This is a genomic window from Paracoccus sp. L-17 (genome assembly GCF_056857655.1).
Window position 1 is genome coordinate 13717 of sequence record NZ_JBSXNM010000024.1, and the last position, 26783, is coordinate 40499.

25 protein-coding genes and 2 pseudogenes are annotated in these 26783 nt (G+C 58.7%); 9 read left to right on the top strand and 18 right to left on the bottom strand.

Features of this window, described 5'->3' with window-relative positions:
* Window positions 1-2: 2 nt before the first annotated feature.
* The 5 genes and pseudogenes from AC13CR_RS02310 to AC13CR_RS02330 form a co-directional block, all read right to left on the bottom strand.
* Window positions 3-404 carry a hypothetical protein gene (locus AC13CR_RS02310; RefSeq protein ID WP_482900604.1) on the bottom strand — a complete coding sequence of 134 codons (402 nt, stop codon included), beginning with the start codon at window positions 402-404 and terminating at the stop codon, window positions 3-5.
* Window positions 401-1699 carry a restriction endonuclease subunit S gene (locus AC13CR_RS02315; RefSeq protein ID WP_482900605.1) on the bottom strand — a complete coding sequence of 433 codons (1299 nt, stop codon included), beginning with the start codon at window positions 1697-1699 and terminating at the stop codon, window positions 401-403. The genes AC13CR_RS02310 and AC13CR_RS02315 overlap by 4 nt, the downstream gene beginning before the upstream one ends.
* Window positions 1696-3234 (bottom strand): class I SAM-dependent DNA methyltransferase, encoded by a 1539-nt coding sequence (locus AC13CR_RS02320; RefSeq protein ID WP_482900606.1) that lies wholly within the window; start codon window positions 3232-3234, stop codon window positions 1696-1698. Before AC13CR_RS02320 ends, AC13CR_RS02315 begins: the two co-directional genes overlap by 4 nt.
* Window positions 3235-3319: 85 nt before the next feature.
* Window positions 3320-3703, bottom strand: a pseudogene (locus AC13CR_RS02325) (hypothetical protein); the annotation flags it as partial.
* The gene (locus tag AC13CR_RS02330; protein WP_482900607.1) at window positions 3702-4874 is read right to left on the bottom strand and encodes a DNA polymerase Y family protein; all 1173 of its coding nucleotides are present in this window, start codon (window positions 4872-4874) and stop codon (window positions 3702-3704) included. The pseudogene AC13CR_RS02325 and the gene AC13CR_RS02330, both read right to left, overlap by 2 nt.
* Before the next feature lie 102 nt (window positions 4875-4976).
* Here AC13CR_RS02330 and AC13CR_RS02335 point away from each other — a divergent pair, with 102 nt between their 5' ends.
* Window positions 4977-5288 carry a hypothetical protein gene (locus AC13CR_RS02335; RefSeq protein ID WP_482900608.1) on the top strand — a complete coding sequence of 104 codons (312 nt, stop codon included), beginning with the start codon at window positions 4977-4979 and terminating at the stop codon, window positions 5286-5288.
* 16 nt (window positions 5289-5304) lie between these two features.
* Window positions 5305-5991, top strand: coding sequence for an SOS response-associated peptidase (locus AC13CR_RS02340; protein ID WP_482900609.1), 687 nt, complete (start codon window positions 5305-5307; stop codon window positions 5989-5991).
* Here AC13CR_RS02340 and AC13CR_RS02345 read toward each other — a convergent pair.
* The 5 genes from AC13CR_RS02345 to AC13CR_RS02365 all read right to left on the bottom strand — a co-directional run bounded on the left by AC13CR_RS02345 (window position 5977) and on the right by AC13CR_RS02365 (window position 11598).
* On the bottom strand, window positions 5977-6111 hold the full coding sequence (locus AC13CR_RS02345) for a hypothetical protein (protein WP_482919984.1): 135 nt from the start codon (window positions 6109-6111) through the stop codon (window positions 5977-5979). The two genes, AC13CR_RS02340 and AC13CR_RS02345, sit on opposite strands and share 15 nt — an antisense overlap.
* A gap of 479 nt (window positions 6112-6590) precedes the next feature.
* Entirely contained in the window at window positions 6591-8660 is a 2070-nt protein-coding gene (gene drt3b, locus AC13CR_RS02350) for an antiviral reverse transcriptase Drt3b (protein ID WP_482900610.1), read from the bottom strand.
* Window positions 8657-9880, bottom strand: coding sequence for an antiviral reverse transcriptase Drt3a (drt3a, locus tag AC13CR_RS02355; RefSeq protein ID WP_482900611.1), 1224 nt, complete (start codon window positions 9878-9880; stop codon window positions 8657-8659). The genes drt3b and drt3a overlap by 4 nt, the downstream gene beginning before the upstream one ends.
* Before the next feature lie 463 nt (window positions 9881-10343).
* Entirely contained in the window at window positions 10344-10928 is a 585-nt protein-coding gene (locus AC13CR_RS02360; RefSeq protein ID WP_482900612.1) for a recombinase family protein, read from the bottom strand.
* A gap of 148 nt (window positions 10929-11076) precedes the next feature.
* Complete coding sequence (locus tag AC13CR_RS02365) at window positions 11077-11598, bottom strand: hypothetical protein (protein ID WP_260278419.1); 522 nt, start codon at window positions 11596-11598, stop codon at window positions 11077-11079.
* Window positions 11599-11657: 59 nt separating this feature from the next.
* On the opposite strand from AC13CR_RS02365, the gene AC13CR_RS02370 reads away from it, so the two are divergent.
* Together AC13CR_RS02370 and AC13CR_RS02375 are read left to right on the top strand one after the other, a co-directional pair.
* Window positions 11658-12089, top strand: a complete 432-nt coding sequence (locus AC13CR_RS02370; protein WP_482919985.1) for a thermonuclease family protein — start codon at window positions 11658-11660, stop codon at window positions 12087-12089.
* A 48-nt stretch (window positions 12090-12137) separates the two neighbouring features.
* The gene (locus AC13CR_RS02375; protein WP_482900614.1) at window positions 12138-12458 is read left to right on the top strand and encodes a hypothetical protein; all 321 of its coding nucleotides are present in this window, start codon (window positions 12138-12140) and stop codon (window positions 12456-12458) included.
* A gap of 67 nt (window positions 12459-12525) precedes the next feature.
* Here the strand turns inward: AC13CR_RS02375 and AC13CR_RS02380 are convergent, their stop codons facing one another.
* From AC13CR_RS02380 to AC13CR_RS02390, 3 genes are all read right to left on the bottom strand, one after another.
* Window positions 12526-12846 carry a hypothetical protein gene (locus tag AC13CR_RS02380; protein ID WP_260278416.1) on the bottom strand — a complete coding sequence of 107 codons (321 nt, stop codon included), beginning with the start codon at window positions 12844-12846 and terminating at the stop codon, window positions 12526-12528.
* Window positions 12843-14099, bottom strand: coding sequence for a replication initiation protein RepC (gene repC, locus AC13CR_RS02385; RefSeq protein ID WP_482900615.1), 1257 nt, complete (start codon window positions 14097-14099; stop codon window positions 12843-12845). Before repC (AC13CR_RS02385) ends, AC13CR_RS02380 begins: the two co-directional genes overlap by 4 nt.
* A 305-nt stretch (window positions 14100-14404) precedes the next feature.
* Window positions 14405-14803 carry a hypothetical protein gene (locus AC13CR_RS02390; RefSeq protein ID WP_482900616.1) on the bottom strand — a complete coding sequence of 133 codons (399 nt, stop codon included), beginning with the start codon at window positions 14801-14803 and terminating at the stop codon, window positions 14405-14407.
* 575 nt (window positions 14804-15378) lie between these two features.
* Here AC13CR_RS02390 and AC13CR_RS02395 point away from each other — a divergent pair.
* From AC13CR_RS02395 to AC13CR_RS02405, 3 genes are all read left to right on the top strand, one after another.
* Window positions 15379-16956 carry a helix-turn-helix domain-containing protein gene (locus tag AC13CR_RS02395; RefSeq protein ID WP_482900617.1) on the top strand — a complete coding sequence of 526 codons (1578 nt, stop codon included), beginning with the start codon at window positions 15379-15381 and terminating at the stop codon, window positions 16954-16956.
* A complete protein-coding gene (locus AC13CR_RS02400) occupies window positions 16946-17953 on the top strand; it encodes an alpha/beta fold hydrolase (RefSeq protein ID WP_482900618.1) in 1008 nt (335 codons plus the stop codon). The genes AC13CR_RS02395 and AC13CR_RS02400 overlap by 11 nt, the downstream gene beginning before the upstream one ends.
* A gap of 298 nt (window positions 17954-18251) precedes the next feature.
* Window positions 18252-18575 (top strand): H-NS histone family protein, encoded by a 324-nt coding sequence (locus tag AC13CR_RS02405; RefSeq protein WP_482900619.1) that lies wholly within the window; start codon window positions 18252-18254, stop codon window positions 18573-18575.
* Between the two features lie 52 nt (window positions 18576-18627).
* On the opposite strand, the pseudogene AC13CR_RS02410 reads toward AC13CR_RS02405, so the two are convergent.
* Window positions 18628-18969: pseudogene (locus tag AC13CR_RS02410) on the bottom strand (hypothetical protein); the annotation flags it as partial.
* Between the two features lie 301 nt (window positions 18970-19270).
* On the opposite strand from AC13CR_RS02410, the gene AC13CR_RS02415 reads away from it, so the two are divergent.
* On the top strand, window positions 19271-20473 hold the full coding sequence (locus tag AC13CR_RS02415; protein WP_482900620.1) for a Fic family protein: 1203 nt from the start codon (window positions 19271-19273) through the stop codon (window positions 20471-20473).
* 133 nt (window positions 20474-20606) lie between these two features.
* Here the strand turns inward: AC13CR_RS02415 and repC (AC13CR_RS02420) are convergent, their stop codons facing one another.
* The 4 genes from repC (AC13CR_RS02420) to AC13CR_RS02435 all read right to left on the bottom strand — a co-directional run bounded on the left by repC (AC13CR_RS02420) (window position 20607) and on the right by AC13CR_RS02435 (window position 25351).
* A complete protein-coding gene (gene repC / locus AC13CR_RS02420; protein WP_260278596.1) occupies window positions 20607-21842 on the bottom strand; it encodes a plasmid replication protein RepC in 1236 nt (411 codons plus the stop codon).
* 177 nt (window positions 21843-22019) lie between these two features.
* A complete protein-coding gene (gene repB / locus AC13CR_RS02425; protein WP_482900621.1) occupies window positions 22020-23036 on the bottom strand; it encodes a plasmid partitioning protein RepB in 1017 nt (338 codons plus the stop codon).
* Window positions 23033-24220 carry a plasmid partitioning protein RepA gene (repA, locus tag AC13CR_RS02430; RefSeq protein ID WP_260278594.1) on the bottom strand — a complete coding sequence of 396 codons (1188 nt, stop codon included), beginning with the start codon at window positions 24218-24220 and terminating at the stop codon, window positions 23033-23035. The genes repB and repA overlap by 4 nt, the downstream gene beginning before the upstream one ends.
* Before the next feature lie 225 nt (window positions 24221-24445).
* Entirely contained in the window at window positions 24446-25351 is a 906-nt protein-coding gene (locus tag AC13CR_RS02435) for a recombinase family protein (protein ID WP_260278612.1), read from the bottom strand.
* A gap of 241 nt (window positions 25352-25592) precedes the next feature.
* On the opposite strand from AC13CR_RS02435, the gene AC13CR_RS02440 reads away from it, so the two are divergent.
* Complete coding sequence (locus tag AC13CR_RS02440) at window positions 25593-26741, top strand: helix-turn-helix domain-containing protein (protein WP_207466272.1); 1149 nt, start codon at window positions 25593-25595, stop codon at window positions 26739-26741.
* Window positions 26742-26783 lie beyond the last annotated feature (42 nt).

Below are 26783 nucleotides of genomic sequence, written 5' to 3' on the forward strand. Positions count from 1 at the left end.
TTTCAGACCTCGCCATCAGCCGAAATGAACGCCACGTCCGTCCAGTCCTGGTCCAGCACAGCCTTGCGGTATGCTGGGGCGTTCTTGGCATCGATGCCGCGCCAGTCGTGTTTGCCGGTGCCATACGCGATAAAGCCGGTCTTGTCGGTCACGAACAGGGTCAGGCCCCGCAGCGCTTCGGGGACATCGGGCGCGTGAATGGCCGACATCACCTCGTCGAGGAAATTGCCGATGCCGACCATGGCGAGTTTCGCGCCGGTTTGCTCGACCAGCTGGGTGTAGGTCAGGTAGGGCCGTTGGGGCAGCTTGCCGTGCTTTTTCCGGTACTCCTGCACTGTGCGGACATGGGCGATCAGGCCGTTACCGAGCAGCATGGCGTTCTTGGTGCGCACTGGCAGCTTCATGCGACGGCCTCCTGATCGAATGAGGCAAGATCGGCCACCCGCAACTCCTCCGACATCAGGCGCGGGAGGAGGAGGTCGCGGGTCTGGGCGAGGGTGCGGGATTCAAGTTCATTTCGGACGATCCTGTCGATCAGGGGTGCGACGACCTCGCCAAGCCTAGGGATGATATTGTCCGGGGGGCATATCGTCATGGCGGCTTTCAGGTGGCCTCGCTGGATGTGGCCCATCGTGGTTGCCTTCGAGGCCGCGATGATCTGGAACTCTTCGAGGTGATGCTGCACCCACTCGCTGAAGAACCACGCCGGGTAACGGTCGGAGGTGACCTTGAAGAGGTGCTGGTTCAGCGCGCCCTCGCCACCGGTCCAGAACTTCGCGAGCAAGCTGCCCGACCATGAAAACAGGAAGTCGCCGTCCTTGATCACATACTGCAAGGGAACCTTGCGTGAGGCGCGATTGGAGTTGGCTGTGATACCGTTTCGGAGTTCGGCAATCTTGATGACCGGAAGGCTGTTGGCCTGACCCTCGCCTGGGAACTTCTGCAGGGCAAGCCCATTCAGGAAGTCGGCGATTTCGTCGAGTGGCTTCTCCTCCCATCCCTCCGGCTTGCCCTCTTCGTCCAGCCGGTCGGGGAAGAGGGACCAGAGGTCGGGGGAGAGGTAGGGGGCGCGGGCTTCCATCTTGGCGCGGGTGGGGCCGAAATCGACGAACCAGTCGCGGAACAGCGCCCGCGCCATGGCCTCCAGCGTGGCGTTCATCTTCCGGTTCAACTCGATCTTGTCATCCAGCGCCCCGAGGGTGGCGGCAATCGCGCATTGTTGAGAGAGTGGGGGCAACTCGAAACGGAAGCCTTGAATTTGCTTGCTGCTGATGTGAGGGACCGCTGTCCCTGTTTGGACCGCCAGAACATGGTCAGTGAAAGCCTGGCTGCCGATCAGATACCGCAGAAATCCGTTATCAAGTCCATTTGATCCGCGTAGCCGCGCGACCCGTTGAACCAATAGGCAAGGCAAATCGTCGGCCTGGATGGCGCAAAATTTAAGACCTGCCTCAATCCACGGGCGGTCCATCGCAAGGATTACGTCGCCTTCCTTGAGCCAATAGTTCGCGACTTCTGCTGTTCGCGCCTGCGGCCATCTCTTGACCCCGTCCCAGCGCACGCGACCTTGTGCGATGTTGTCACCGCGAAGCAACTTCGGGTCGGAGGGATCATCTGAATAGTCGTTGCTCTTGAAGGGAAACCCCGTCAGGATTTCCGTCACTTCGCCAAGTCGGACAGAAACACCGCTACCCCTCACACCCCAACCCCCGCGAGCCGCGCCCGGATGGTCGCCGTCAATTCCTCGGCCTCGGCGAACTGCGCCTCCAACTGTTCCTGCAAGGCACTGAACCGTTCAGCAAAGGGCGTTTCGTCCTCCTCCGCCGCCTCGGCCCCCACATAGCGGCCCGGGGTCAGGACGTGGCCGTGGGACCGGATCTCCTCGATGCTTGCCGATTTGCAGAAGCCGGGCACGTCGGCATAGCCCTCACCCAGCCGCCAAGCGTGGTAAGTCTCGGCGATCTGGGCGATGTCGGCGTCGGCAAACTCTTTCCGAGTGCGGTCCACCATGAAGCCCAGCTTTCGGGCGTCGATGAACAGCACCTCGCCGCGCCGGTCACGCAGCTTGCGGTCGCGCGCGATGCCGTTCGACTTGTCCTTCGCCAGAAACCACAGGCAGGCCGGGATCTGGGTGGAATAGAACAACTGCCCCGGCAGGGCGATCATGCAGTCCACGACCTCGCCCTCGATCATCGCGCGGCGCATCTCGCCCTCGCCCGACTGGGTGGAGGACATGGAGCCATTGGCCAGCACCACCCCCGCCGTGCCGGTGGGCGACAGGTGGTGCAGGATGTGCTGCAACCAGGCGAAGTTGGCGTTGCCCGCGGGCGGGATGCCATACTTCCAGCGCCCATCCTCGCGCAGCCGTTCGCCGCCCCAGTCCGAGATGTTGAAGGGCGGGTTGGCCAGGATGACGTCGGCGCGCAGGTCGGGCAGTTCGTTCTTGTGGAAGGTGCCCTCGGAGTTCCACTTGATGTCGGCATCGATCCCGCGCACGGCGAGGTTCATCTTGCACAGCCGCCAGGTGGTGTAGTTCGACTCCTGCCCGTAGATGGCGATGTCGCCCAGACGGCCGCCGTGCGCCTCGACGAACTTCTCGGACTGCACGAACATGCCGCCCGATCCGCAGCAGGGGTCATAGACGCGGCCTTTGTAGGGTTCCAGCATCTCGACCATGGTGCGGACGACTGATCGGGGGGTGTAAAACTCGCCGCCGCGCTTGCCCTCGCTGCCCGCGAACTGGCCGAGGAAATATTCGTAGACGCGGCCCAAGAGGTCGCGCGCCTTGTCTTTGCCCTCGCCCAGCGCGATGCCTGAGATAAGGTCGATGAGTTCGCCCAGCATGACGGCATTGAGGGCGGGTCGGCCGTAGTCCTTTGGCAGAACGCCCTTCAGCGAGGGGTTGACCTTCTCGATAGCGATCATCGCCTCGTCAATCAGCCTGCCGATAGTGGGCTGCTTGGCGCTGGCTTGCAGATGCGACCATCGGGCGTCGGTGGGAACCCAGAACACATTTTCCGCGAGGTAGGCGTCGGGGTCTTCTGCATCCTCGGGGTATTCGGCCAACAGCGCTTGGCGCTTCAGTTCAAACCCGTCCGAGATATGCTTGAGAAAGATCAGGCCCAAAGCGACGTGCTTGTAATCGGACGGCTCCATATTACCACGGAGCTTGTCGGCGGTTTTGAAGAGGCTGGATTCAATGCCGAGGTCAGAGCCGTTGTCTATTGATGCCATTGGTAAATCTGTCCCCGGACTACTTTTCAGGACCGTATTTCAGCCGGAAGCTGAAATCCAGACTTTAAGCGTGTTTCAAGGGCTTTCAGCTGCATCGAAGCTGCCACGGCCGCACCTTCGGCATCGCCGAAGTGACCTCGACCTCGCGCAGCATGCGACCGGCCAGAAGTCCATCGCGCACCCAGTCCAGCGCTTGCCACCAGTCGTCATAGCCGCGCCGGGCGGATGCGATCTGTTCGGGATGCGGCCGCCAGGTGACCGGGCAAGCCAGCACCTCGACCGTTCGCCACTTCCCGCGTGTTTTTACCCGCTCGATGCCGACGATGATGGTCGTCGCCCGCTCACCATGCTGGTTGTTCTTGATTTCCATCGGGACACAGCGTGGGACGACGCCCGGCATCCAGTCTGGGGTCATGCCAGCACGCGCCAGTTCGGCCACCTGGATCGCCATGCGGATGCCGCCGAGGCTACCCCCTCTCGAAGAATCCCGGATGGGGCGTGTTGAGGCCGAAGCGGATCGCACCGTCGCCGTGGCGGGCGTTGATCTGATCGAGCGCGCGCGAGACCTTCTCGCCACGGGTCAGCTCGGCCGGGGCGAGTGGCATCAACAGATCCCCGCGCCGGTCCAGCAGCAAGCCCACATCGCCAAGATGCACGCTGATGCTGATGACCGCGCCCGGTCGTGCGCTGCGCCAGAGGCGCACCCACAGGGCGCGGTGAAGCCGCAGGAAGATCGCGGTATCCTGTGTCGGAAAGCAGCTGACGTTCCGGGACCAGACCCCGCCGGCCATGAAACTGACCGACAGGCTGAAGCGCCCGGCGACGCGACCGTCGCGGCGCAGCCGCGCGGTCGCCTTTTCGACCAGCCAGCGGCCGACCAGGTAGGCACGGCGCGGATCGCGGTATTCGGGCGACAGCACCTTGCTGTTGCCGAATCCGCCGCGCTCGGTGGCGATCAGGGGGATCTCCATGCCCTGGAGCATCCGCACGAACCGCTCGCCCTCGACGGATCGCCAGATCAGCCGGGCGTGCCGCGGATCGAGCCTGAATAGGCCCGGAACATCGAAGACGCGGGCGCGAAAGAGCCGCGCCTTGATGGCGGTGGAAATACCCGGCAGATCGTCCAGGGACAGGTGGGCGATGGCCTCTGGCATGTTCTCCGGCCCAAGCCATTGGCATCCGTCCGGCTTCTCCAGCTTGCCCGCGATCTTGGCGAGGAGATGATTTGGCCCGATCCCGGCCGAGAAGCGCAGGCAGTCGCCGACCTCGGCGGCGACGGCAGCCTTGAGGCGTGCGACCAGATCGACGGCGCCGACGAGGGTCCGAGCCTCGCCGGACAGGGCCAGCTGGAACTCATCGACGCTGCGGATATGGGTCAGTTCGGCATGGCGGTCCAGAACATCGGCGACGGCCAGGTTGAAGCGGACATAGAGGCGATGGCGCGAGGGGCGCAGGATGATGCCGGGGCAAAGGCGCCGCGCATCCCGGACATGGGTGCCGGTTTTGACACCATGGGCTTTCGCCTCGTAGGACGCGGCGACGCAGGCGCCGCTGTCCGAATCGACGGCGGTGATCGCTACGGGCCGGCCGCGCAGCGCGGGATCGAGCTGCTGCTCGACGCTCGCGAAAAAGCTGTTCATATCGAGATAGAGGACGCGGAAGGAGGACATGACACCAGATGTCGCGGATGGGCAGGGCGCCCCTTATGTTCTATGTTTGTTCTCATTCAGCAAGGGGGCAAAATGGACAGGTCCGGTCAGCTTCGCAATGTCGCCTTCGGCGGCGCCTGGTCGGAACAGATCGCAGGGCGCGAGGCCCAGGCCGCGGCCATCGCGACGCTCGACGCCGCGGCCGCCGGCGCGGCGCGGCGTGATCCGCTGTCGCGCGAGGTCATCGCCGCGGTCGATGTGCTGTGCGAACGTCACCCGAAGGGGCGCATGTTGCGGGAGGCCTGGATCGTGGCCAGCCGGTTTGAGCCGGCACCGCGACGGATCACGGAGCTGGCCCGCATTTCCGCGCAGATCGCGGCGGCGTATGGTGGGATGCAGGGCTAAAACGCTGGGGGCGAGCATGTGCAATCTTTATGCGAATACCACGTCACAGGCGGTGATGCGCGAGATCTTCGAGGTGATGGGCGAGCACGATCATCTCGGCAACTATCGGGGCCAGACAGCCATCTGGCCGAAATACGAGGCCCCCGTTGTCCGCCTTGGCACAGACGGCCGGCGCGAGCTGGTAGAGATGCATTGGGGATTCCTGACGCCACAGGTGAGCAAGAAGACCGGCAAGCCGATCCAGCCCGCGGCCTGGAACAATGCCCGTGACGACAAGCTGCGGTCGTCTGGGCTATGGAAGGACAGTTTTCTCAATCGACGCTGCCTGATTCCGGGCTCGGCCTTCCGCGAGGCCAAGGGCAGGAACCCGGCGACGGATTTCTGGTTCGCGGTCAAGGGCAGCGCAGCGCGCCCGCCCTTTGCCTTCGCCGGCCTCTGGCGCGCGGGGCAGCCAGGCATCGACGGTGACGCCGGCGATTGGCTGACGCATACAATGGTCACGACAACGGCCAACGATCTGGTCAAGCCAGTGCATCCGACACGGATGCCGGTGATCCTGGACGAGCAGGATTATGACACCTGGCTCGCTGGCAGCGCCGAGGATGCTGCGCGTCTCCTGCGACCGTTTCCCTCTGATCGAATGCAGATTGTCTGTGAGGGGATCGGGATCACCGCGGACACCACCGCCTTAGACGATCTGTAAGCGGTGGATTCTGCGCCGAACGGCGGTCGTCACCTGTCTGGGAACGAACCGCGCACCGATGCCATCGGCCGAGGTAAGGTCGGCCCATTGCTGCCGTTCGTAGCAGATGATGGTAGCCATGCCCGATCAGGACATTCATGCAGGGCGCAGCGAATGTTCTGCCGCAAACTAAACGGATTCCCCCGAATTTCCCAGAACGAGACCTTCAGGTGTCGTTTCAGATCGTGGCAAGGCTCAACGCTGATTGAAGGTTAGCGAACCCAAAACTCTCTGACCGCAGAGCGATGGCAAGCTTGAGCCTTCCAGAGCGATCGCCGGGCCGCCGAGGCAGCCAGACAATCGCTCGTTCCAGCACCGACCTTTGGTGTGTGCCCATTCGCTGCACAAGAAGGACGCATCTAGATACGCTCCTCAATAGCCGCTAGCGAGCTACCCCTTTCGAGGTTGACGACACGAACCCTAAGGGCTGCGCCGTTTATGCCAAACCGCTTCCCCCTCGTACCTCTGGCAACGCGAATTGGTACCACCATCGGAGTCGGGAGCCTGACAGGTTGCCCCATCGCAGACAGCACAGGAAGATCGATGAATGGAGAGGTAGATCAAGAGTAACCACTCCTCAACCGCTTTTTTTGGATGAGCCGTAGCAAATCAATTTTCTCCCAATCGACGAACCACGGATTCTTCTCCATGTATTCGAGCATCTCATCTAAAGCTACATTGCTAGCCTTGTTGGGGAGGGACGGGCCTGGCTTCTCCGCCTTCTTGGTTAGTTCGTTAAAGCTACTGATGACGCCCTTATATAGGCCCCTGCGATCTGGGCGAGCAATATGAGGGCAGGACAGCAAGTCTAAAAATAAGTGCAGATTTTCGGAATTAATTCGCAAATCCACGTCACCTAGAATTTTCGATTTTGCAGCCTCGAAGATTGATGATATAGCTTCCTCACTTCCAGCCATCCTGCTCAGGACGAAAATCTTTGTAATGAATTCGAAGTAGTTGGAAGACGTCTCGATGCCTACCGAAATAGAGACCAGTTCCTCAATGTGTTTTGCATCGTAGTCGAAGGCAGTTAGCGCGCAAAGAATATTTAATACTTCAATGGGAACTGCAGTGTTATTTTCCATAAGCGCCGTAATTGCAGAGGAGGTCATGAGCTTCGAAACAGCTAGTTGAAGTCTCTCCTGCATATGAAGGAAATGATCTAAATCTATCTCCTTCAATGTCTCCGCAGAAACAAGAAGGATCGTGGCGACATCCAGCGAACTCGGAACTGACGGTGCAAGAGTGTACATGTGCATGCACATATCGACCGTAGCCGAGATGTAAGAGGCAAGTTTAGATTGATAATCAAGACGGACCTCGCCTTCTGGGAGATGGCTAGTTTTTACCAGATGACTTTCAAAAACATTTCGGGATTCAAGTACGCGCTGTATGCGTGATCTTAAGGCGGCAATTAAAAAACTCGTGACACTTGAGTAATTGCTACCAGCCATGAAGCACGCACGGCGGAGATTGTTTGGGAAGTCGCTGAGCGGAGGGATAGAACCCGCCTGTGCATGTATGCCGGCAATACGTTTTCCATCTATCCATATGGTCTCGATAGGCGCGTCAAAGAATCTATCTCTGATCTGCTTTGCTTCAGATATTGCCATGGACTTCTTCGTGAAGAAGGGTCGGTCAGAAACCTCAGACTTGGACTTGTTGAGGCTCATTTTGTACTCATCAAGGCCGCGCTCAATGGCCTCAATGATGTCCCTTCGGACTCGATCATTGTTGTAGAATATGTAGAAATTATCCACATATCTAAAAACATCGTAGTCTTTCCCTCTAAGATAGGGTTCGACGTTATTCTTATCACGTGCACGACTCAATGCTGTCTCGACGTCGACATCGATTCTATCAAGAATAATTTCCGCGAATATTCGGCTCACTTCGGGGCCGATGATGATGCCGTTAGTCTCGTTGTAGTTCATAAGCTGCATTAAGCGATCAAAAGACCCGCCAAAGGTTTCTGCGTTAGTGTCGCTTTTGGCTTCCACTTTGGACTTCGTGGCCCAAGAAATTGAGTGCGTGTAGATGCTGTCAAAGCATTTACTCACGTCTATAGACGCCATCTTAGAGTATTTTACTTCTAGATTCGAAAATCTTGACGAGTCAAAAAACTCATGAAGTCGCCTAAAGCTGCGATAAGAAAAGATACTTACAGCATGCTTTGCAGACTTGTCCCTATCTTGAATCTCGATGATTTGGGATCTGTAAGCAAAAGCATCCTCGTTATAACCTTCAACATAGTAGTGGCTCGCAACCTGATGTGGGCGCCGAATCGAGAAGTTTCCGCGGTTACAATAGTGAGGAATAAGGGGGTGGTACTTTGCATAGAACGCCACAATCTCGAGCTGAGAGCGTGGGTGGGGTAGGCTTAGCCGGCGCAGGGTACTTTCATCTTTTGAGATTTTGTAGCTAAATGGGATGGAGAATTGTTTGGTTTTCGAGGGTGCTATAAATGCTTTATTTAGAACCGACAATGGTTCCGGGAAGTCTTTTGACTTTATGTTAAGATAGAAGCCATCATTTGAAATCAGCACTGGAATTTCTGCAGGCGTCGTTTCGCTGAGAAGAGCTCGGCTCCAGTCATTCTTTTGAATGATAACACTCTTTGACTTACTCATTTTTTCCAGCAGCTGGACAAGCGTTGAAGTTCTTCAGGCGAAAAATTGAAGTGTTTTCGATTTTGGACGTGCATTTGGAGGTCGAGTGAAATAATCGAACGTCTAGTAGATGTGGATAGGTGCGACAGCCTCAGCCTGTGGTGCAGTTGAAACTTTTTACTGAGCATGCTGACGCGGTAAAAATTCCTGAGATCGGATAGTGCCTTCGAAGGGTGATCTATTTCAGAGTAAGTGTTGCATAGCCCGGCGCTCATTTGACGACCCCTATTGGAGTCCCAAAAGGTATACCCACTGTTCAGGAGTAGAAATCTTCTCCGGAGATCTGCTTCGCTCCCATCTTTCAGGAACTGCAATAATGACTGAACAAAGCGACTTTTCCTTTTGGAAATCTTCGATGGCGCAATGTCTAGGCTTACCGATCTGTAGCCAGACTTGCCGGAGGCATTTTTTGCGCCTATAGAGAAGTTATATCCAAGATAGTTGAATGCACCGTGATCCTGTGGGGTGTGCAGGTTTATCACATCTCGCTTGTCACGTCCGGAATTAAACTCCAGCTCGTCGGGAAGTATCTTCGTTAGATCTTCAATGTATTCGTTCGAAGATCGTCGATTCCCGCAAACCATAATAATATCGTCGACATAACGCCTGTAAAAGTGAACCCCTGGAAGAGATGTGGCTACCTTATCAAGATGCTCCATCAAATAATATTCGGTTAGCGACGAGGATAGCGACACTCCAGTGGGAACGCCTTTGACATGATCCCGAGACCAGTTGACGTAGTGCTTAAGGTTTCTACGTAGTGCGTAGGTGCTCTTAGTTCCTCCACAGGCGCAGTCTAGGATCTTTTTAGTATCAACGCTTTGGTAAAATTTTTTTATGTCGAGGCGAATAATTGTCATGGGAAGTCCTTCTGAGCAGATGGACTTTAGGGCAGAAATCGTCTCAACGCGATCTGAAACCCTTGTTTTAGTCAGATCAGAGAAATCTTTATTTACCTTTCTGACCAGGATAGCCGTTTCGATGTCTAGAGGCTTGCACATCGTTCGGCCGTTCTTCATAAAGACCTTGAAGGAGAACGGTTGCGTTTGGGTGTGAAGCTTTGACTGAAGGCGATTAATGGCATCAGCTTCTTCTTGAGCGGTTGTAACTCCATACGCTACTCTGTCTTCGCGAGTAATCAGCTTTCCCAAGCTATCTTTCGTATAAGCAAAAGTTCTCATTTTTTATTGGGGGTCCAAGAACGTTTCGTTTTTAAGGTAATTTTGTTAAGGAAATGCCCTCTACTCTCGCTGCGGCATACAGAATACCTTTTCTCCCTTTCCGTCAGTGGTGATCTTTCGTTCACATTTTCGCTCTTCACAAGCAATAGGCGGCGATGAGCGCTCACTCATCTTTGGAGGAGGTTTGGGAAGTGATCAAGGCTGCACTACTCATTTCCTAAAGCTGCAGTTGCTGCGAGCGTCTGCTCTTCCTACCGCACATGTGGCAAAGAGCTTCTGCCTCCCCTTCAGATTTTGGCAACTTTGCAAATGGCTCTCCACTATGCATACCTGTCATCCACGCGGTTCGCAGCGAATGACCGGTGTCCGCCCTTCTGTAGATGCCGCTCGCAGGCGCAGCGTGGATTGAGCGCGCCGGCCGCCCGTACGCCACGGGTCAGCTCGACCGGTGCGAGGGGCGCAGCTACTGCTTTTGCCCATCTACGCTTCTCGGCATCTGTGCCTTTGCTTTATAGACAGTGCCGCGCGAAATCCCCATCTCGAGAGCAATTTTCGTCGGAGAAATGCCTGCACTAAGTTTAGCCTGCACCTGTCCCATGTCGATCTTGGGCGGACGGCCACGGTAGACCCCTTTTCGTTTCGCGGCCTTGATACCTTCAGCTTGCCGCTCCCGTCGTAGATTGGTCTCGAACTCAGCAAAGACACCAAGCATGTCGAAGAACGCCTTGCCCGCTGCGGTTGACGTATCGACGGGCTGTTCGGTGGCTGCCAAATGGGCCCCCTTCGCCTTCAACCTGGCAACGATAGTCTGAAGATCCTGCATCGACCGCGCCAGCCGGTCGATCCGTGTGACCACCAGGGTTTCGCCTGGATGGATGAAGTCGAGTATCGTCCTTAACTCTGGGCGGCCTTCCAGCGTGGTCCCGCTGCGCTGTTCTTGGCGCACCATCCCACATCCGGCAGCCGTCAGAGCCTCGATTTGGGCATCAAGGTTCTGATCGACGGTCGATGTTCGGGCGTAGCCGATTCTAGGGCTCGGTTTGTTCATTTTGGGTATGACCTTGGCGAAATGTGTTCAATATATATAAACAGACCCAAATTGAACAGTCATTCCGCTGTAGGCGGTGTTCATGAAGAACGTCCATAATGGGTGTACCCAAATGGGACACATACTAAGATGAATTGGGGGCCGCCCCTCAATCGTCGTCCGCGGGTCGCATCTCTCTGATGTTTTCCAACATCCGGCTATGGACATACCAGACGATCCCCGCGATCGCGGCCATCAGTGGAACTGCGCTAACGGTTCCGATTAACGTCGCGACTGGCAAGCCGACAAAGATGAGCAGAAGGATCAACGGCACGCCTTGGCGGAGTGCCAGGAAGAACGCGCGACTTTCTTCAAAAGGGCTTGGCGTCCATGATCTGCCCCCGGAGAGATTTTGTTGCGCGGATGCCTTGGCCCGGCGTTTGACGATGCGATCGAACTCCATCTGCGCCGCAGCTTCGCTCCCGAAGATCTCTCGTCCTTCATCGAGCAATTGCGCCGCAGCCTGTTCCCACGCCTCGCATTCCAGATCCTCGTCATCGAAGTCGTCTTGCCACTCGCAATCGCGCGCCGCTCTGGCTAGGGCGGCTTTGCCTTCCTCATCGCGCTGGTGCGCCACGAAGGCCGCAACTTCGCGCTGACTTGCAGTCCTGATCTGAATGGGCCGGGTCATGGCTCGATCTCCTTTCAGATGAAGATTACCATGGCCGCGTCGAGCGATGAAAACATTTCATGAACACAGCCTGCTTTTCTGCTAGAAACCGTGGCATGAAGTCCCCTGCCCTTATTGTCCTCAGCCTCCTGGCGCTGTTGATCGTGACCATCGACCCAGCGGAGCGATTTCCCGAATACGTGCCATGGCTGGTCCCCATCCTGGCGCGGGAAAAGATCGCCGGTCCTGTGACGCAGGTGCGCGACGGCGACACGATCGAAGTCGGCGGCCATGCCATTCGCTTCGGATCGCTCGATTGCGCCGAGCTGGGCACGCCGGCCGGCCAGCGCGCGAAGACCGAAATGCAGCGGCTGGTCAGAGGCCAGTCCCTTGCCTGCCATCTGAACGGCAGGCGCAGCTATGACCGATGGATCGGAAGCTGCACATTGCCGGACGGCCGAGATCTCGCCGGCGTCATGATTGCGCAGGGCGCGTGCCGACGATACTGGTGACTCAACCTAGAGCTGTATTCTTTGCCCGTGAATTCCGGAGTGCATTCCATGAAGCGATTTATGATCCTGATCCCCTGTCTGCTTGGCGCCTGCGCAGCGGCCACTGAGACCACGCCGGCGGAGAACACCCGCGCGCTCACTTATCGCGGTCAGGAGATCATGGTGAGCTGGACGCCGCGCAGCTCGGACCTGGTGATGACGCCAGGTGAAGGCGAAGCGACGCTGACACACCCGGCAGGCATGGCCCTGACCACGGAGGAAGCGCAGCGGCTGATGGCGCAGGCCACCGGCTGCGCCATCCGCAAGGATGTGGTCGGCTACGGCAAATCCGGGACCGACGGCACCATCATCCTGCCGATGGACTGCTGAACGGAGCCGGAAAGGGCTGGCAGCGAGACGACGCGGATCGAGCGCCGGACCGGCATCGGCCGCCAAGTCACTCCGGGTCAGCATCGGGTGCGACTTCCTCCGTCAATCCCATCTCGTCGGCCCGTTTCCAGAACGCCTCGTGCTGTGCGGAAACCTCCCGCGCACGGGCAAAGGCATCCTGTCGCGCGGCGTCGAGGCACGCGATGTAGGGCCGGACTTCCGAAAAATACCGCTCGAAATCTTCCGCCACCAGGTCGGCATATTCACCGAAAGCTGCGTCGTCGGCCGGCACGAAGGGCTCTTCCGGCGGGATACAGATCGATGCCTGCGCAAATGCCGGGTGAATGAAAAGAAGCAGGATCGCGGCGGCCGCCAGTTCGGGTTTCATGATCCGTGCCCTGCCCTCTGGCGTTCGCTGAGCCCGATCAGGCTGCGGATCAGGTACAGCTCGCCACGGCGATATCGTTCCGTCATGGCCCGCAAGTATCCGCCAGGCTTGAAGATGACATGGCCCGGCTCGGATTTGCGGGCATCGAGGATCAGGATCGACAGCATGGCACTGTCCTCGCCCATCACCTCGCGCGCCGTGTTCCAGGCGTCGGGGCTGATGCCGAGTTCCGGAACCCGCCGCTCGGCAGCCCAGACAAAATCGTGGAATCGTAGATATTCCGGCTCTGCCCTTCCGCAGAGATACAGCTGCATGTCCGGTGAGGCGAGATCGAACAGCCTCTGTGGTCCAAGCCGGGCGATAAATTCGCTCTTGAGCGCTCCGCTCGCCGCCCCATCATTTTTTTCTCGGCAATTCGGGCCGCCGTTAGGCGGCACGACATGGAATTTGTCGTGCGCGGGCAAGCCCGCGCTCCGCTTATCCACGGTCTCGTTACAGGATACCAAGGATTCTTCAGTTGTATCTTGTATATAGGGTCGATTGTTTTCGAACGGTTCACCGTTTGATTCTTCCCGTTTTTCGAGAAGATCCAGTGCAGTTCTGCACAGCCTGTCCGCCTCATCCACATGGGATTCGAGTGCCGCGAGGTCCATACAATGAAGCCGTTCGGCTGAAGGCCACGCCTCCGCCTCCTGCCGGATCGCTTCAGCCTCCGGGCAATGGGGGCTGAGCTCCGACAGGCCCTCCAGCGCGCGGATCAGATGGCGCTTGTGCGTGCTGCGCTGGCCGCGCAGGAAGAGCGCCTGCTGCCGTTCGGCCTTTAATTGGTCATCGAGGGCCATCAATTCAGCGGCGCGGGCAATCGCTGCCCCGAAATAGAGCCCGGTTCCCGACGTCCGCGACCGGCTGCCATTCGCGCCTGTCCGGCGCTCGATCAGACCGGCGCGTTCCAGCTCGGCAGTGATCACGCGCGTGCGCACTTGTGATCGATCCAGCATCTTTGCGACCTCGCCAGCCGCGGCATAGATGACGGGGGATCTGTCCGGACTGGTCCAGTCACTCGGCCGGGTCATCGACGCCAGGCGCACAAAGGCGTTCGCAGCTGCCCGGCCGACGCCAAGGCGCGGTGCCACGCGCTCCACCAGGGCCGCGAAGCTGTCCCGCTGCATGTTGCCCGGCAGCGTCGGGTGTTCGTCTTCGGTGTCGCGGTAGGCCCGCGTCGCGGCGGGATGCGCCGCCCTCTGAAATGCCATCTCTGTCCTCATGTTTGTTGAGGCACAGGTTCCGCAGGCATATCGGATCTGTTCGCACAGATGCGTTTTTGCTCTTGATTTTCGGGGTTGGGAAGGTAACTATGCTCTTAACAGAGTTGAGCAATGCAGGTCGCCAAACCTGTGTTACGCCCCAAAGCCCCCTCGTGCGGACCCCGTGCGGGGGGTTTTCATTTTCCGGTGGTCTGTCTGATTCTGCTCGTGCTCCTCTGTGGGGCTTCAGCGCAAATATGCGGAGAGAGTGTTGCCCGGATGGTCCGACACCACGCGGGCCATGGCTTCAGCACTCAGTACCTGATCCACTCGTATGAGGGTTCGCCAAGGTAATCGTGGTGTCGCATCAGGATGGCGTCAAAGCTTCCGAAATCGCTCAGGATCGTCGTGCCGGTACGGATCCGCACCTGTTCATCGACCCATGGCGGAACGGCCAGGGGATCCACGGCGCCACTCTGGAAAGTGCCGGCATCATCGTAGGAATTACGCACCGCGTAAGCCTCAGACTCCCGCCCGCCGCTGCTGTTCGTTGTTCGCTTAGACAGCTGCCAGACCTCGATGCCATCGCGATACATGCGGATTTCTGGGGAAGGCTCGCCGACATTTTGCGACAAGCCAACGGTACCGCCCATCGGGCAACGCCAGAACTGCACGGGCGGCTCGATCGGCCACGGCGTGATCCGCCGAAGCATCTCGTCATGTGCCGCGGAGCATTCGGCGGATGTAGGAAACCCACCCGCAAGGCAGAGCAATATCGCGCAGTCGATCGGGTAGCCCCGGGCAGGCGCAGCTAAGGAAGCAGAGAGGCTGACAGAGACCAGACCCAAGATTGTCGTGCGGAAAGTGCGTCTAATATACATAATACCTGCTCGCAGAGCGATTACGTATTATGATTAATCCACTTTTGCCTGCGAGGCAACGCCCGACTGAGGGTAGACCTTGGGACGAACCGCGACCGCAGCATCGAATCTGAAATTCGCAGGTACCGAGATCTGCGAAATCTCACCCGTGTTCCAGCGGTACACCGCCCGGACAGCCGCGCCCACACGAGATGTCTGGGTCAGTATGGCTTCGCGCCTTGTTGTGTGGTCACCGTGCTTCATCATCCTATCCCATCAAACTTAAGCGTCTAGAACCAGTCAGAATTTGATCTGAGAGCGCGGTATTCTGCCGCTGCCTCAGCACGCGCTCTGTCTTTGCTGGCGCGCGTTGTCACGATACGATACGAAGCAAGACGAAACGTTGCGAAATCTGGGCTACTATACCTTTGATCAAGAACGGAAAATATTTTTCTATGCCGGATGATAGCGACGATGATTTCAAGTCGCTTTTCATGCGTGTCGCGGCAACCGGCATCGGTCGCCCAGTCGATCACGACGGGTGTCCGCAGGGGCCGTGGACGCCCGAGTTGCTTGCCGAGGCGATTTCACAGATCGACGCCAACCGCACCGGGATTGATCTGCGAACAGTTCAGCTCTGGTTCAAGGACAACGAGAAGGGAATCAGCACCAGCAACATCAGGTGGCTCGCAAGGGTGCTAGGCTGCAACGATCCGGAAGGATCGAGTGCATGGCAAGTTGCGTTGATGAGATCTCAGGCTCGCCTCACGGCCCGCCGGCATTCGCGCCATCGGTCGGACGGCGGGACAGAAAAGGAGCCCGTTGATCCGCCAGGGGACATCGCGCCAGAGCAGGTTCAGGGCGATGTTCACCGACCAGGGTTCGACCTCGCTCGCGTCTCGGAGGCAATCTTCAGTCGCGGATCGCCCCTCAACCTGCCCGCCTCGGTCTTCGCCGGCGCCGTCGCGTTGCAGTTCGTGTCATACTTCCTGTCGATCCACAGCGTCACCTATGTCCGCGACGATGGGATCACCAAGCAGGTTGGCTTTCTCTGGGCGCCAAACTGGACCGTCGTTTTCCTGATCCTGAAGCCCATCTTCTTTGCTTTCGTGATCGATCAAGTGACTACCTGGAAGAACGAGAACCGCGCTGCACTTCTATCCTGTATCGGTGAGCATGATCGATCCGATCAATGGATGCGGCGGGTCGAGGCATCTTCTTACACCTATTGGGCCGCGTTTTTGCTCTGTCTCGGTTTCGCGGGTGTTTTTCAGTGGGTGAGTGTCCGCCTGCTTCCGGTTCTGCATGGTGACGGAGCCTTCGCGATAGACTGGGGATCTCTGGCCTATGTGCGGCCAGACGAGTTTGGGATCTTCGAGCAAGCCGCTTTCACCGGAGCAGCATATCTCTACATGAGCCTGTGCTTCTACCTCTTTATCGCCGGCCTCATCCTGCTATCCAATCTGGTCGATGACTTCGCACATATCTGCAAGGCGTTGGGACCGCAGCCGAGCGTCGCTCCCTTCAACGAAGCTCAGTCGGCGGGAACTAGGATCATGCGAGGGGTCCTCCGTGCTTCGGTCGCCGGACTTCTGGTCGCGATGTGCATGAAGCTACAAAGTCTGTATGTCGTTACCAATGCGCCGAGCGTATGGGGATGGCTCATCTCGGACTCCGGGTCGATCATGACCAGCTTCGCCAACCCTCTAGATTGGGGCGACTACAGTATGCCAACCCATTTCACGAGTCTGCTTGTAGCGCTGATGGTGGGAACGGTGTATCTCTATACCGCCATCCGCATCGGCAACGCAGCTCCCGTTCAGGTGCCGTTGGCAAGACCCACCACTGCGGTCTTATTCCTCGCCCTCGTCTACTTGCTGATCGGTGTCGTGGCTGGCTTCTCGATCTTCCTGGCGATCGCGATCGTCGTTGCCGTATACGGCCTCTTCGATCCCTATTTCGGAAGTCGTTGCGAGCGACAGGTGGTACGCCTACATGTATCATAGGTGGCTGGACCGCTATGACGCGCGCCGCGGGCAGCGCAGTAATATCATCAAGCAGACTACGGGTCTGGAGCTCCGTACAGACCTTGCGTTTCCGAATGCCGAGTGTGCGGCCTCGCTGGCTGACTTTGGCGCACTCGCTGCTGCAGCCGTCGCGGACTCACCCTCATTTTTCAGTGTGGGCACTGAAGCCCCTGTGGCGAGCTGGAAAGACGACTGGATCAGCTTTCCATCGAGCGTTTGCACCGAAACTCCCGAGAATAATACGGTTCATGCCAAGGTTACGGAAGCAAGGTCATCCGATCATGCCCTGATCGTCCTCCACCATTGGAACGCGACCTCGCGGAACGCGCAGCTTGCTCGTTTTTTTGCGTGGTGCGGTCTCACGGTTATCGAGATGGCCATGCCATATCATCTCGAACGCCACCGCCCAGAATCTAATCACGCCGACTACATGCTCAGCCCAAACCTCGGCCGCACAATCCAGTCTGTTCGCCAGGCCGTGCTGGACGGAAGGCAGCTCGTCGCATACTTGCAGCGTCGTGGTTACGGCACGGTCTCTGTACTCGGCATCAGCTTGGGATCCTGGGTCGCTGGCCTGATCGCGGCTCACGACGCCAAGGTAACGAAAGCCGCCTTGTTTCTCACGGCCGGCAGTTTCGCCGATATGGTGTGGACTGGAAGTGCCACGCGCCACATTCGCGCAAGCCTCGACGGCGAGATCGCGCTTTGCGAGCTGCGCCGTGCATGGGCGCCGCTCGACCTTGAGCGCTATGCCGAAAGACTGGCCCGTCCTGATCTAGAAATCCAAATACTGCTGGCAGAGCGAGACACTGTCGTAACGCCCGCTTTATCCGAGAGCTTGGTTGATGAACTGGATAGATCGGGGGCGCGGTCGCATGTTACGAAGATCAATTGCGGGCACTACTCCCTCACCCTGCCGCCTTACGTCATCAAGGCCGGAATAAGCACCGCGAAATTTCTCAACCGAAAGGCGTGATCTGGATCGACAAGGAAATCGGCACTCCTGTCCATTATCCTTGATCAGTATTAGGCATCGTATCCATATGATCTGCGCCGAATACTGTACTCAAAAGATGAGTATGTGGGGGGCCGGCAGCCACTGCGAATCGCTGCGTTGCGAGCGCGCCATAGCTGCGCCCAAAGGGATTTCTTAAGTGGCCCCCTTTTGCCCGGACACTCGGGCACGATCATAGAGGCTTAGCGATCGAATTCTGTCCTCATAACGGCAATAAAACGCGGAACTGAAGTAAGTTGACGGAATAATGTTTATGCCAATGATTGACCTGGATACTCTGGACCTACCGCAATTGAAGGCGCTGAAACGCGATATCGAGAAGCGCATTTCGCACTATTCGGAACGCAAACGTCGCGAGGCATACGAGGCGGCGAACGCGGCGGCCCGCGAGTATGGATTTTCTCTCTCGGAACTGGTGACGACGAGCAAGGCGGGCAAGATCACCAGTCCGGCCGCTCCAAAATACGCCAATCCCGAGAACCCATCGCAAACCTGGGCAGGGCGTCGCCGTCAGCCGAAATGGTTCTCCGAGGCGATTGCCTCCGGGAGGACCGCAGAGGATCTCGCGATCGGCAAACCATGAAGGGTGCTGTCCTCCCAAAGCAGGTCTGTCGCTTGGGTTATCCTGGGTATGGGTTGGCGAAGGCAATGACATCGGTGACGGGTCGGATATCGATGAACGGGGTCCCTCGTGCGACCGCAAGAGTGGCCAAGGGAAAGCGCTCGATCGGCGCGAGGGTCGAGACGGTGGACCAACCGAGATGGATGAACGTGCCGCCCTCTCCGCAGATCACATGCGCGTCCGGCACTGTCGCAGCCTGCCTGAGATAGCCGAGATCGCGGAGAACGGCTTTCCGCTCGAGCCGCTGTGCCAGCGCCGTCTGGCCAGTTCGACGCAGCTCTTTATGCCGCCACCAGGAGGCGGCGGTTGCGCGGAGCACGCGCAAGACACCTGTTTGCATGGGAACTCCCTTCATCCGGAACGGCAGACCGGAACCCGGCCCGGACCCGTCCGAGGGACCCCAAAGGCCCTCATCCGTCAGTCACAAAACCCGAAGGACACTTTTACTTTTCCCGGGTACGGACCCTGTCCTTTTCAATAACCAACGGGCACTCAACAAACGGCTCAATACCGGGCCGTCTCCAGAAGCCCTTGATTTGGAACAGCAAATTCAGATCGGCAGGCAAGATCGGCAACACATATCGGCAAAACCTTGCCTCAAAACCCAAAATGTGTATATTTTTCAACTGCTTTGCAAACATAGAAGATCGGCAAAAATGCTGGAAACACCCGCCAGAATCGAACCCTGCTTCTTCGAGGAGCATATTCCTACAGAATTGGCAGACCTTTCGGTCGACATCCAGAGGGAAGCCACCAGGCTGGGACAAGGGTTGCATCCTGACAGCGCAGCCGAGCTTGCCGATCTCGTCCGCGTGATGAACTGCTACTACTCCAACCTGATCGAAGGACACAACACACGCCCCCGCGACATCGAAAGGGCGCTGGCTGGCGCCGAGCTTGAAGAGGAAACCCGCCCTCTCGCCCTTGAGGCCCGGGCACACGTCATCGTTCAACGGGCTATCGACGAGATGCATCGCAAGGGCACCCTGCCCTGCCCCACATCTGTCGAATTCCTGACTTGGGTCCATAAGAGCTTCTACGACGAGATGCCTGATGAATTTCGGGTCATCGAACATCCCGACGGCACACTAGAGCCCGTCGTTCCAGGACGCATGCGCCAGGATGACGATCCAGAAGTTGCGGTCGGGCGCCACCTACCTCCTTCATCGTCGCGCGTTGCGGCGTTCATGGATCATTTTGACAAACGGTTTCAAATTGCGGCGCGGTCTTCGAGCGGACGGATCATCGCGATCGCGTCGGCACATCACCGGCTGAACTACATCCACCCTTTCCCGGATGGCAACGGTCGTGTCAGCAGATTAATGTCCCATGCCATGGCCCTCACAGCAGGGATCGGTGGCCAGGGGCTCTGGTCCGTATCGCGTGGGCTGGCCCGCGGTTTGACCGATCGGGGTGAGTACAAACGGATGATGGATCTGGCCGACAGCCCACGCCGCGGAGACCGAGACGGGCGCGGCAACCTGTCAGAGGCGGCACTGAAGACGTTCAGCGAATGGTTTCTGAAAGTGACGCACGACCAGGTCACGTTTTCCGCGAAGCTGTTTGATCTCGGCGGATTGGACAAACGGTATCGTCGTCTTGTTGCAGATACTATTGATGACAAGCGAGCGCCGGAACTGATTTCGGCCGTTCTTCGCCACGGTGCCTTGGATCGGGGCGATGCCCAGGTCGTGCTCAAGACTTCCGAGCGCACGGCACGCAATACGCTCCGCCAACTCACCGCCGCCGGATACCTGACCTCTGCGTCACCGAAGACGCCGGTGCGGTTGGCTTTCCCATTGGACTACCGGGAACGTCTTTTCCCTAACCTGTTTGGCGATGGTGACCTGCCTGAGTGACGGGCAGGTTCGACATACTTCTATCGGCTGGATCGCCAGCTGTTCGTACTCTGGCCATGCAGGGAAAGAGTTCACAGCTGTGAACTTGGCGGACAAGGAAGAAACCTCAGCCCGGTTCACAACTGTGAACTCCTCATGCAGCATCCCGACGCATCAGCGCCATGATCATCGGCCCGCAAGAGAATTCCCCGATAGCCGCTTTGGTTGACAAGGATCTCAAATACCCACCCGGGGATCGGATATCCCCGAACCGTTCAAGCATCGCAACAACGACGACAGACGCTTCTTCGGGACCCATGTAACGTTTGGCCTCATCCCAAGCGGACGGAGAGATTCCCATCATGGGCCTGACGATATCAGCGACCCTGACCAAGTCGTGCCAATGGCGCACAGGCTGTTCAGCATATGATTTGAATTCTTGGCAAGAAGCGAGAACAAGTCCAAGAGGGATATTCGGCATGAGTTGGTTTTCAGGTTCTTGGGGGGGATCTCCTTCATCCTCACGACGATCTACACGTACTCCAGCGTTTGCTCGTTCAAGCGCATTGCTTGGATCCCGCGCTTTTTCTAAGCGAGGTTCAAAATCATAAAGGTCTTTATTTGAATTCTGATGGTGCTGCTCAGAAATAGCATCATTGGTGCTCATATTTTCTGTATTGCCATCCCCAAGAAGGTCTCGCGCCTGGTCCAGAGCCGCACCCAAAGCCTTTTCGATCTGCTTGAGATCGGCCATCTCGAGCTTTCTGCGAAGATCTCGGGCTGCCAGGACGGCAAGGTCGGAAAATTGATCCCAAAGGCCCAAATCCGGGCGCAGCGAGCTGCCGTACTCTGCCAGACCTGCCAAGTCGCGCCGCATTAGGCTTACGGTGGCGCGGAGGCGCTTGTAACGTTCCTCTGCAGCCCGGACGGCTTCGGCGGCCTCGCAGACCTCCTGAAAGCGCAACGCGAGCGGCGAGAGATCGAACCCGAACGCAACCTTTTCGTCCCCATAGCGGCGCGCATAGCGCTTGCCGTTGGGGCTGTCGCGGCGGACGACGAAACCGGTCTGTACGAGGTTGGAGAGGTGCCGTCGCATTGTGGAGCAGGGCATGCCGTTCAAGCGCTCGCAAATCGCCTTGTTGGACGGATGTACGATCAACTCGCTGTCATTCCCTCCAAGGATCGTCGCTTGGTGAAAACTGACCAGTGCCTGAAGCACTGTCAGATCCCGATCGGACAAGCCGAACGCGTCTCGAGCGGCAGCGAGCTCCCTCAAGACCTCCCACTTGTTGGCGCCGGTCGGGGGCAGGTCTTCCTGGGTCGCTGCCTGATGTTTCAGTATGGCAGCATCTATCGTTCGCCGGAACGGCGTTACGGGCGTGTAGTCCATTTTGTCGTTCACGAAGACAAAAATATCCCGGTCCGCGAATCACTTTGGACTTGCGGAAAACGGCTCCGGACACTACCTTGAAGGTGCTAGAAACAAGTTAGGGTCTCGTGGAGTGGTCGCTTTGCGGGACCTTTTCTTTTGCCTTTTCGTGCCTCCTTCGTTGGTTTCTGCTCTTCCTCAGTCTTCCGAACGCTGCTTCCAACGCTCGTGAAGTTCTTCAATCATGTCATGTACTTGCGTCTCAAACCAATCGGCGAATTCTCCGCCCACCAACTCGATCGAAAGGCCCTTGGTGGTGCGTTTCACCGTGCCGCCACGCTTGCCACCGATCTTCAGCGGGACGCTGGAGGGCCGGGCAGGGGAGGGGGGCTTGGCTGGCTTGACCGCCTTCGTCACGAACTTGGTCACCGCTTCGAACGCCTGGACGGACGGGTCATCGGCGGGTCCGGCGTTATCCACAACCACGGAGTCCTCGGCCCTAACGTGTGCTTCTTTCGCGATCCGGATCAGGTCCTCCCGGTCCAGACCATTCTCGTCGATGGCCCGACCAAGTGATTCCCACCGGGGCCGGCCAATGCCATGCGCGGCACCGATGGTGCGCACCAGATCCGGCCCGACCATGTCCACGATCGCGATCGCCATGGATATGGAAGACTTCGTGACGGTAAGAATTTCTGCAACCTGAGATTGATTTCCAAAGCCGGAAGACACAAGTTCCTGCGCGAACAGGGCCTTTTCAATAAAGGACAAATCACGCCGAGCCATGTTCTCGGAAATCTGGGCACGTAGGGCGCTGTCGTCGTCCAGGTTGGCGACCAGCGCGCGTACCTTGGTGACCTTGTCTGACTGACGGATCGCCTCCAGCCGCCTGCGCCCATAGACCAGAAGGTATCGGTCGGCATCGCCTGGCGCACGGCGCACGAGGATCGGGACGGTCTGACCGTTCGCCTCGATCGCATCGCGCAGGTCCAGCACATCGGCCGGGTCGAGCCTGTCAGCCATGCGCCCGTCCTCGATGCTCGCCGGGTCCAGTTCCCAGACGTGATGGGCATCTACCGCGTCGCGGGCGGAGCGAAGGGCGCGGTTCGAGGTCATCATCGGTGTCACTGCATTCGCCTGCGGGGCAGGGGAGGGCGCCCCGGCGGCCGCGAGACTGTCCAGCATTGACATGCGCTTCTTCTTGCCGCTGGTCATGTGCGCCCCCAGGTTTGCTGGATCAACTCGGCGATCTCGTCATTCAGCGTGTTCAGGCTCTCGATCGCGCGATCATAGGTGGAACGGGTGAACGCACTGCGTTCCACTTCGTAGAGCGTCTGCTTGGTCAGGCCAGCATCGGAGATTGCAGTGGACTTCAACATAGGCGAATTCAGAACGGCTTCCCCGTACATCGTTCGCAGGAATGCCACGATCCGGTTCTGCGGCGCGTCCTGCGGCTCGTAGCGGGTCAATACATAGCGCATCCAGTCATGAGACATGTCGGCGCCGCTCTCCGCGATCACGTCCATAAGGTCGGCGGTCATGCGCAGGAATTGCGACATGGACATCACATCGAGCATTTCGGGGTGAATCGTCACCAATACACCGGTCGCCGCGGAAAGTGCGGACATCGTCAGGAACCCCAGCTGCGGTGGGCAGTCGATGACAACGACGTCGTAGTCCTCATCCACCTGAGCCAGCGCTTCCTTCACGCGGAAGAAGAACAACCCGGCATTGCCCTGCGCCAAGGCACGAGGGGTATCGTGCTCAAACTCCATCAGTTCGAGATTACCGGGGATGAGGTCGAGATTGGGGATATAGGTCTTGCGGATGACTTGCCGGATTGGATCCGGGTCTTCATAGCGGATCGCATCGTAGAGCGTTCCGCCATCTTCGAGATCCAATTCCGGCTGAACGCCGTGCAGCGCTGTGAACGAAGCCTGTGGGTCCAGGTCGATGCCCAGCACGCGATATCCGCGCAGGGCAAGCCGTTGGGCGAGATGAGCAGAAGTTGTCGTTTTCCCTGAGCCGCCCTTGAAGTTCATCACTCCGATGACCTGAAGGTGGTCGCCATCCCGCCGCCCGGGAATGTAATCACCCGGCTTGCGGGCGGTTTTTTCAAGGAGCACGCGCAACGCCTGAATGTCCTGCGCCGAGTAGAGACGACGGTTGCCAGCGGTTAGCTCGGGAGAAGGCCCCTTGCCATCGAGGTTGAGTTTGCGAAGATAGGAATCGTTGACACCGAGTAACGAGGCTGCCTCACCGGAGGTGAATTTGCGCATGGTCTTCTCGGCATCGGGTGGAAACAGGCTCTCACGTTGCGAATGCAATTGGTTGGCCAACCATTCCGAATGCTGGCGGATCACCGCATTGAGATCCTCATGCACAAAGGTCTTGTTCATCTGCCCTCTCGCCTCCGAGACACCACTTCTTTGGCGTGTTCACGAAAAATGACGTTTTTTGCCTCGTTTCCGTGACTATTGGCGTAAGAGTCAGATTCGCGCAAGGATTTTCCACATCTAGTGGACGAGCGCAGCTGAAACACAAGTATGTTCGGCCTGTGGCCTTCGCGTACAATGCGGCAACGTACCGGATGAGAATCCGCTGCGGAGCGGCGATCACGTCAACTACTTGCTCATCGCATTGTCATTTTCTAGCAACGCAAGTTGTTCAGCCCGCTCCAGCAGCATCTTCACAGAGGACGGTTGCCATTTGGCCCGTCCACGCGGTGTGCGTTCGCGCATTGATTCCAGCCGGTCACAGATCGCCTGGAGCGTGATGTTGGGGTCCGCGCCCTTAATGGCAGCCACGATAGCCGGCAGGCGGTCAGCGGTTTCGCGGCGTCCGGCGCGGGCCAGCACCTCGGCAGGCAGGAAGCCGTCGCGGACATAGGCCTTCACAGCGCGCAAGAGACGGCTTTGGGTCCAGCGACGCGCCTCGGGCAAGGGGCCGTTGATTATGCGCACCACGTCTTCCCAGGCCAAGTCGGGCCGCAGGCGGCGTACATGGGGCACCCAGTCTTGCGCAGTTTCACTCAACCGCTCCATATAGCCGTCCTGTCGCGCCAGTCGCACCTTTCGCAGTGCGGCGGGGTCTCGGGCGCGCAGGCCCGGATTGCCGCCAACCCGGCCCTTGGTCCGCGCGCTGGCAAGTCCGGCCTTCGTGCGTTCCCGGATCAGGGCGCGCTCGAACTCCGCTGCGGCGCCTAGGACCTGCAGGGTGAACTTGCCCTGCGGGGAGGACGTGTCGATCGGATCGGTCAGCGATCGGAAGAAGGCGCCCTTCGCCTCCAGCCGCTCGATCAACTCCAGCAAATGCGACAGCGACCGCGCCAACCGGTCGATGCGCACGACCACCAGCGTGTCGCCCTTGCCGATCCGCTCAAGCACCCGCGCCAGAACCTGCCGCGCGCGGTTCCCGCCCGAAGCCTGCTCCTCGTAGATCTCGAAGCAGCCTGCGGATTTCAGAGCCTGCGACTGGGGGAGGGCAGTCTGATCTTCAGTTGAAATGCGAGCGTAACCTATGAGGGGCACGGGGCAGAGACCTGTTTTGCAGTTTAAAATATCACTAATAAATGACCGTTTGTAAACGTGTGCAATGGGTATTTCTCTCGTCGTGCAGAGCACGAGAAGCCTTGTTTTTATGGGCTGAAGCTCACGAGAGGCGCTCCAACAGTCCCGAGAAGACGGCATGCTCGAACACCTCTATAGTAGAGAAAACGGAGAGATCTCAAATTCCTTCTCCAAGAGCGCAAAATAGTCCTATAATGCGCATATGAGAAAATTTAGCCATAGATCATGGGACGATGACGGGGTGCCTCTTGAAGACCTGGAGGCGTCCGAAGACGAGGATAACGCGGATCTCTGGTTTCTGCCCGGGGCGCTTGAGGACGAGCCGGTTTACCTGCCGCCCGGACCCGCGCCCGAGGCCAGGGAATCTGAAATCGTCGATGCCTGGCGCGCGGCCGAGGCCGGGCAGGCGGCGCAGCTCGCCCGTGTTGCTGCGCGCCTGGGGATCCTCGATGAACGCCTGCGCCGCGGCCCGGCTGGCTGGCGGCAACGGCTCGCCCTGATCGAAGCCGCGGATCTCAGCTGGTTGACGCAGGACCGGATTGGACTCGACCGGCTGTCACTCTACATGGCGCTGCGGGTGTCGACCGCAACGGATGATGCGCAGGCCATGTACCGGATCGGCTGGGCCGTGCGCCGACTGTCCGGCGGACCCGCGCTGCTGACGCTTCGGTCCGGAACGGACGACCTGGAGGCCTTCCTTGATCGGCGCGACCGGCCGGGGCAGGGAGAGCGTTTCGAACGGGCAAAGGCCTCTTCGCGCGTCGTCGAGATGGCAGAGCGCGAAGCATTCGATGACCGGGCCGCCGGATGGCTCGCGATGATGGATCAGGCCGAAGACCTCCACCCCGTGACACGGGCCTGCGTGGGCTTCCATCTCTGGCATATCGCGGAGCTGTCGCCGATCGATGATCCGCTGGAGGCCGCGGTGACAGCGGTGCGTGTCGCGATCGGCGATCTCGCGCCGTCAGGGAGCACGCCCGGCGCTTTCTTCGCACCGATCGCAATGGGCGGAGGAGGGGGCTTCCGCGCAACCGGGGACCCGCCGGCCCGGTTGGCGCGCTGGCTCAACGCGATGGAGAGCGCGACCTTCGCAGCCCTGCGCCGGCTCGAGGAGATCGAGGACTGGTCGGCTGCCGCGGAGCGAACGATGGCGCCACTTTCGGGCAAGACGCCACCGATGCTGCGGGGCCTCTTCACAAGCTGGCCTCTGGTCTCAGTCCAAATGGCCCAGAAACTGACAGGCACGCATCGGGCAACGGTTCAGCGCAACATCGACTGGATGGTCGAGCGTGGCCTCATCCGGGAGGTAACAGGGCAGGGACGATACCGGATGTGGCGGGCGGCGGCTTGAACATCACGGGAAAGTCGACGATCTTAGGGCCGGCTCCCCCGC